The sequence below is a fragment of the Pseudoalteromonas sp. P1-9 genome (genome assembly GCF_001399975.1).
Lineage (GTDB): Bacteria > Pseudomonadota > Gammaproteobacteria > Enterobacterales > Alteromonadaceae > Pseudoalteromonas.
Genome location: NZ_LKBD01000158.1, coordinates 1 through 314 on the forward strand (window position 1 = coordinate 1; position 314 = coordinate 314).

The window sequence follows — 314 nt, forward strand, 5'->3', positions numbered from 1 at the left end:
AATGTTATGAAACCTATATCTAAGAGAACTCAAAAAGATTATTCACTTGCCTTTAAATTATCAATTGTGGAAAAAGTAGAAAAAGGCGAATGTACATACAAACAAGCGCAATACCACTATGGTATCCAAGGTGCTTCAACAGTTTTAGTTTGGCTTCGTAAGCATGGTCGACTAAATTGGAGTAAGGGAACACCTAATTACATGAGTGAGGCTACCGGTATGTCAGAGCCTGAGCCATCCCCATAAATAATTTATAAAAATCAGGCTGATAAAAATAATATGTGGGAACTTTCATAGTGTTTCGCGATCTGATC

1 pseudogene is annotated in these 314 nt (G+C 36.3%); it reads left to right on the plus strand.

Annotated features, from left to right (window positions below):
• Positions 1–6: 6 nt before the first annotated feature.
• Positions 7–186 (plus strand): annotated as a pseudogene (locus AN214_RS22000) (IS3 family transposase); the annotation flags it as partial.
• Positions 187–314: the final 128 nt, after the last annotated feature.